Source organism: Coleofasciculus sp. E2-BRE-01 (assembly GCF_040221695.1).
In the GTDB taxonomy this organism is placed as follows: Bacteria; Cyanobacteriota; Cyanobacteriia; order Cyanobacteriales; family Coleofasciculaceae; genus Coleofasciculus.
Window position 1 is genome coordinate 1 of sequence record NZ_JAVKEA010000116.1, and the last position, 5,224, is coordinate 5,224.

A 5,224-nucleotide genomic window follows, 5' to 3' on the forward strand; every position below is an offset into this window, starting at 1 on the left:
AATGAAGTATAGTGAGAGATTGCCGCGCTCTGTGTCCGCCTATCTTGGAGTGAATCCGAGAAAGCACGTATGGAGTGCTCTATATCAATTTAATAATTTTATGGGTCGATGCCCTGTAGTCAATCGTAGACACGATTACTATAGTGTCTCTAACTGGGAACCGTTGGTTAAGGCTGATATCGAGCAACAACGCCGGGTATCAGCCAAGCGCAAGCGTTAACGGTTATCGACCAAAAGTTACACCGTGGACTTATACCAAGACAGAATTACTTGTGGGTAGGTTTGTCTAGGTTTTTAGAAGCGGTTACTAAAATCTGTCGTTCTCAATCCCTATGGCTAATACACAAAACTGGTACATTGTCAAGCAAAAAAATGGACAATGTGAAATTGTTCCCAGCACTCAAGTAGAAGGTGAGGAAACCTCAGAACGCTGGGGACCTTTTGCCTCTCAACAAGACGCGATCGCACGTCGAATTGGACTGATTCGGGCAGGAAAATGCCAGCCTGCCTAAAACACTGATTTCACGGATTAGAGAGAGAGATTGGGGTGGGGGTGGGGGCTGTTAGTCAATGGGTAGAGGATGATCAGATTGACATGACTTTCGTTTTCGCCAGATGTGTCATGGCGCGTCTGGAACATGCATCGTCTACATCCCCTACTACCTATGGAGTTTGAACGGATGCCCGATCATTGGGTTCCTCGGCAATTGCCTGGTTGAGAACGTCTAGGGCTTTTACATATTGGGGATCGTCTGGTGTACCAATTTTAGTCCGATCCATCTGTAATGCCTTGCGTTGTTCCTCAGTCAGTTCTATGACAATATCTGGCGGAATCCCTTCCTTATTAATATCACGACCACTGGGCGTCAAATACTTCGCAATGGTCACCGCCAAACCCGAACCATCTCCGAGTCCACGTACTGATTGTACCAAGCCTTTGCCAAAGGTCTGAGTTCCGACTAATGTGGCTCGTTCGTTATCCTGCAAAGCGCCCGACAGAATTTCACTAGCACTAGCTGAACCGCCATCGACTAGGACAACTAACGGTTTATCTGTCAAGGCTCTATTCCTGGCGACCTCTTCATTTGAACTACCCTGACGATTCACCGTAGACACAATCTTGCCTTTATCAAGCCACATACGGGCAATCTCAATACTAGAGTAGAGTAATCCGCCCGGATTAGAGCGCAAATCTAAGATGTAGCCATTAACATCCTGCGTCTCTAACTCCTTAATCGCGTCTCGCATTTCCTGTGCCGCGATCGCGCTAAACTGATTCAAGCGAATATAACCAATCTCACCCGTGGGTGTACTCCGATAACTGTAGCGTACTGGATGAATTTCAATCCGCGCCCGTGTGATTGTATAGTCGATTTCCTCCTCGTCGCGTTGAATGGTAAGGGTCACATCAGTACCCGGTTTCCCGCGAATCAGTTGCACGGCGTCATTCACATCCATACCTTCGGTACTCTGACCGTCAATCTTGACGATTAGATCCTTTGCCAGAATACCTGCTTGAAATGCTGGTGTATCCTCAATTGGCGAAATCACCACCAACTTTTTCGTGTCCTCATCCTGGGCGATTTGAATCCCCACACCCGTTAATTCCCCAGAGGTATCAATTTGCATGTTTTTGAACTCTTCGGGGTCCATGAATCGGGTATAGGGATCGTCCAGCGTCTCGAGCATTTCCCGAATGGCTTCGTAAGCTTCTTCCTTGTCAGAATACTCACGGTTTAAATAATCATTCCGAACGGCTCGCCAATCCACCTGGTTGAAGGTAGCATCTACATACTGGCGATCGATAATTTGCCAGACTTCATCAACTAGCTCTTTGGGGCTTTCCTGGAAGAAAGCCTGACTTTGAGATAAATGCAGACCAGCCCCTGTAACTGCAACCGTTGTTAAGACTACTGCGGTCGCCCCGACCACGAGGCTACGTTTTGTAATTACCATAATCCTTTCACAAGCTGGAGGAAAACGACTGCAAAGGAATTACGCTCACTCTAACACAGGCTATGCCAGCACGCTCCTGTTGCACATCTTTGTTATCCATCCTAACTTGCTTGCAGTCCGGATGATAAGGTTGTTGAGTTTTAAATTAGGACGGGTGAAGGGGAATGCGGCTGTATTTGCTCTGATCCAATCCCTACAGTGTATGCCTATCATGCTTTTCAGGCATTCAATTGGTTACGGCTCCCCTCCCCGCCGCCAAACAAATTCAGTAGACCGAAAATTTTCGGTTGACATCCCAGGGGAGCAGAGGAACTGGGGAGCCGAGGCGCAAGGAAAAATTTAACCTGATTTTTCGTATTCTGGGATACATTTTTCCGGTAAGACTTCTCACCGCACTAACTGTACAACTTATTCAATCAACGAAACAACTGGGGATAAATCTGTCGCCAAGCCAACCCAGCAAAAAGACTCATTCCCAAGAGTAGCCCGATTAACTGCAAAAACCAGAAATTGGGTAATCCGAGGGGCCAGCGCAATAGGTCAACCAGAGCAGCAAGGGGCAATAGGTTGGCAATATTACCTAGTATAGGCGGTAACGTTTCGCGGGGAAAGTACGTCCCACAGAAGGTAAACATGGGGACGATGAATAAGAAAAGTGGCACGTTAATTTGGTCAATCGTTCGCATTATTCCCGCCGTAAACAGTCCCATAACACCAAATAGCATACTGCCCAAAATAATTAGGGGCAATGATATCAGTAAGTGCCAGCCTGAGTAGAGTCCCCACGCCACAGCCACTAACCCCGTCAAGCTACCTGCGATTGTTCCTTTGGTCGTTGCCCATAGCCAGTCCCCCAAAAATACTTCTGTGAAGCTTAACGGCGCTGTGAGTAAAGCTTGCCATGTTTTTTGGAATTTGAGGCGAATAAAACTGCCAAAAGCGCCCTCGAAAAAGGATTGGAATAGCACGCCAATTCCTATCATACCGGGGGCAATAAATTGTAAGTAGGGAACCGTTTCACCGTGGTAGGTGACATCGCCGACTAAGGGACTAAGCCCATAGCCAAAAGCGACGAGATAAATAATCGGTTCAGAAAGCGGAGGTAAGCTATTTACTAACCAGGTTTTCTGATAAACCCTAGCATGACGATGCCAGACTGAGTAGACTCCCCAAGGGGTAACCGAAATGCCTTTCATTTTGATTTGCGATTTCAAAGATTGTATTTTGCATGAATCCCTTGTGGCAGCAGATTAGCAATTGTAAGGGGGGTTTTACCCTAACCCTTTGTTGCCCTCCAGATGCTAATAAACCCGCCCCGACTCAATGCGATAATTCTTTTTTCTTTTACAAATGACGAAGGACGAAGGACGAAGGACAAATGATAAATTATTCAAGTGACGTACCTGTCAGGCGCAAAAATACATCGTCTAAATTGGTATGGCGACGGGTTAAGCTAACAGGATGCGTATCACTCAAATAGTCCCACATAGGGTGGGGATTATCTGCTGGTAAGCCAATCAGGTAACCATTACCAAAAGAGCGATACCATGTTTGATACTGATGGGCGAGTTGTTGGAGGATTTCTGCGGAAATGCCCTCAATTTCTACCACCTCTGTGCCAACAGTACGCTCAATCAACTCCTCAGGTGTGCCTTGGTCAATCATTTTACCCTGTTGGAGTAAAATTAGGCGATCGCACAATCGTTGGGCTTCATCCATATAGTGGGTTGTCAACAACACCCCACAGCCCTTTTGCTTAAGCTGACTGACTAACTTCCAAAAATCTTGCCGCGCATGGGGATCAAGTCCAGTTGTGGGTTCATCCAGAAACACCACTTGCGGCTGATTAATCAACGCCCGTGCCAACACCAGACGCCGCTTCATCCCGCCAGACAGTTGATCCACCCGATGTTTAGCATAATCTTGCAATCCTACTTGTGCCAGTAACTCCCCTGCCCGTTTTCGGGCAGTTTTGCCGACAATCCGATAATGATGGGCAAAGAAAATCAAGTTATCGAAGACACTAAAATCGGGGTCAAGATTATCGTCTTGAGTCACAATCCCCATCGAAGAACGCGCCAAACGTCCTTGAGATTGGATTTGATACTGTCCAAGTTGAACAAAACCCCGACTGGGAATCACTGCACCATAAAGCATTCCTACTGTCGTTGTTTTCCCGGCACCATTGGGACCAAGCAGACCCAAAATTTCTCCAGAATTCAGGGTAAAATTGACACCTTGAACAACATGGTTTGAACCATAAGATTTCCATAAGTCATAAGCCGTGAGTACCACAGATTGGGTTTGAGGTTGAGCCGTTGTCAGAGTCATAAGTAATGGTGATTACACCGCCGATTGTTTACGTTGTCGTCAAGAAAATAGAGTCAGATCGAACAGTCCCAAGGTAAGCTTCATTAGCATGTAGTATGCTGTATTATGGTTTAAATCAAGCTATCACAGGCGGTGAAGACTTCACCTCACCCAATCAGGTTATTGGTCTTATGTCTTATGTCTTATGTCATTCGTTATTTAATTTGAATTGTTAATTCCGGCTTCACCAGCCCTACTCCTGTTGTCCCAGATTTTGAGATAGACCACTTCCAAGTGATTCTGAAGCTCACTTTTACCTATAATCTAAATAACGCGATCGCACACCCGAACTCAATTCCCCATGAAATTTACACGCATCAAGGTCAACCCCAATCATCAGGGCGGAGTTCCTTGTATCAGGGGTCTGCGGTTTATCGCCTGCCCATCTAAAACTACAATAGAAATATGAATGAATCCAAACCCCTTACTATACAACTTCCCCAAAAAGATAGCGATCGCCTAGAAGCTGAAGCAAAAAGGCTGAATGTACCTCCTGAAGTCTTAGCCGTTATTTTACTGCAATTGAGTCTCGCCAAAGTCAATCCATCTATTAATGCTCTTGCTGCCCTCTGGCGACTAGGCGAACTTACGAAAGATGTGCCTCCCGTCGATCCCGTAGAGTTAATACGTGCAGGTCGAGAAGACGTGGAAAAGCGAGGTATGTTATAGTTAATGCCTGTTGTATTAGATGCCAATTTTTTAGTCGCTCTGATTACGCCTCACCCTTTGAGAGACAATGTTACGAGGTTGTTTCAGGATTGGACTTTGGACAAAATTATTAGATTTGCGTACATTTTACGCAAATAAAAAAGAGACAATAGCTCCTCTATCTCAGCTTGTTGAAAAGCTCAGAAATACCGACGGAGTGGAGGTTGCAGAGTGCAGTCTATTAAGATTT

At 45.9% G+C, this 5,224-nt stretch carries 6 protein-coding genes and 1 pseudogene; 4 read left to right on the forward strand and 3 right to left on the reverse strand.

Annotated features, from left to right (window positions below):
* Together RIG66_RS13805 and RIG66_RS13810 are read left to right on the forward strand one after the other, a co-directional pair.
* Positions 1-220: pseudogene (locus RIG66_RS13805) on the forward strand (hypothetical protein); the annotation flags it as partial.
* A gap of 112 nt (positions 221-332) precedes the next feature.
* Positions 333-512: a hypothetical protein gene (locus RIG66_RS13810; protein ID WP_446378871.1), complete on the forward strand. Its 180-nt coding sequence runs from the start codon at positions 333-335 to the stop codon at positions 510-512.
* Positions 513-663: 151 nt separating this feature from the next.
* Here the strand turns inward: RIG66_RS13810 and ctpC are convergent, their stop codons facing one another.
* The 3 genes from ctpC to RIG66_RS13825 form a co-directional block, all read right to left on the reverse strand.
* The gene (gene ctpC, locus RIG66_RS13815; protein WP_446378873.1) at positions 664-1,956 is read right to left on the reverse strand and encodes a carboxyl-terminal processing protease CtpC; all 1,293 of its coding nucleotides are present in this window, start codon (positions 1,954-1,956) and stop codon (positions 664-666) included.
* Between the two features lie 416 nt (positions 1,957-2,372).
* The gene (locus RIG66_RS13820) at positions 2,373-3,152 is read right to left on the reverse strand and encodes an ABC transporter permease (RefSeq protein WP_446378875.1); all 780 of its coding nucleotides are present in this window, start codon (positions 3,150-3,152) and stop codon (positions 2,373-2,375) included.
* A 190-nt stretch (positions 3,153-3,342) separates the two neighbouring features.
* The gene (locus RIG66_RS13825; RefSeq protein WP_446378877.1) at positions 3,343-4,287 is read right to left on the reverse strand and encodes an ABC transporter ATP-binding protein; all 945 of its coding nucleotides are present in this window, start codon (positions 4,285-4,287) and stop codon (positions 3,343-3,345) included.
* Between the two features lie 273 nt (positions 4,288-4,560).
* Here RIG66_RS13825 and RIG66_RS13830 point away from each other — a divergent pair, with 273 nt between their 5' ends.
* Together RIG66_RS13830 and RIG66_RS13835 are read left to right on the forward strand one after the other, a co-directional pair.
* On the forward strand, positions 4,561-4,716 hold the full coding sequence (locus RIG66_RS13830; protein ID WP_446378879.1) for a hypothetical protein: 156 nt from the start codon (positions 4,561-4,563) through the stop codon (positions 4,714-4,716).
* Positions 4,717-4,731: 15 nt separating this feature from the next.
* Positions 4,732-4,995, forward strand: coding sequence for a hypothetical protein (locus tag RIG66_RS13835; protein WP_446378881.1), 264 nt, complete (start codon positions 4,732-4,734; stop codon positions 4,993-4,995).
* Positions 4,996-5,224: the final 229 nt, after the last annotated feature.

What these genes read in the sequence shown, in the direction of transcription:
- RIG66_RS13825 (WP_446378877.1), bottom strand. Translation starts at nt 4,287, where the DNA reads ATGACTCTGACAACGGCTCAACCTCAAACCCAATCTGTGGTACTCACG.
- RIG66_RS13810 (WP_446378871.1), top strand. Translation starts at nt 333, where the DNA reads ATGGCTAATACACAAAACTGGTACATTGTCAAGCAAAAAAATGGACAA.
- RIG66_RS13835 (WP_446378881.1), top strand. Translation starts at nt 4,732, where the DNA reads ATGAATGAATCCAAACCCCTTACTATACAACTTCCCCAAAAAGATAGC.
- ctpC (WP_446378873.1), bottom strand. Translation starts at nt 1,956, where the DNA reads ATGGTAATTACAAAACGTAGCCTCGTGGTCGGGGCGACCGCAGTAGTC.
- RIG66_RS13820 (WP_446378875.1), bottom strand. Translation starts at nt 3,152, where the DNA reads ATGAAAGGCATTTCGGTTACCCCTTGGGGAGTCTACTCAGTCTGGCAT.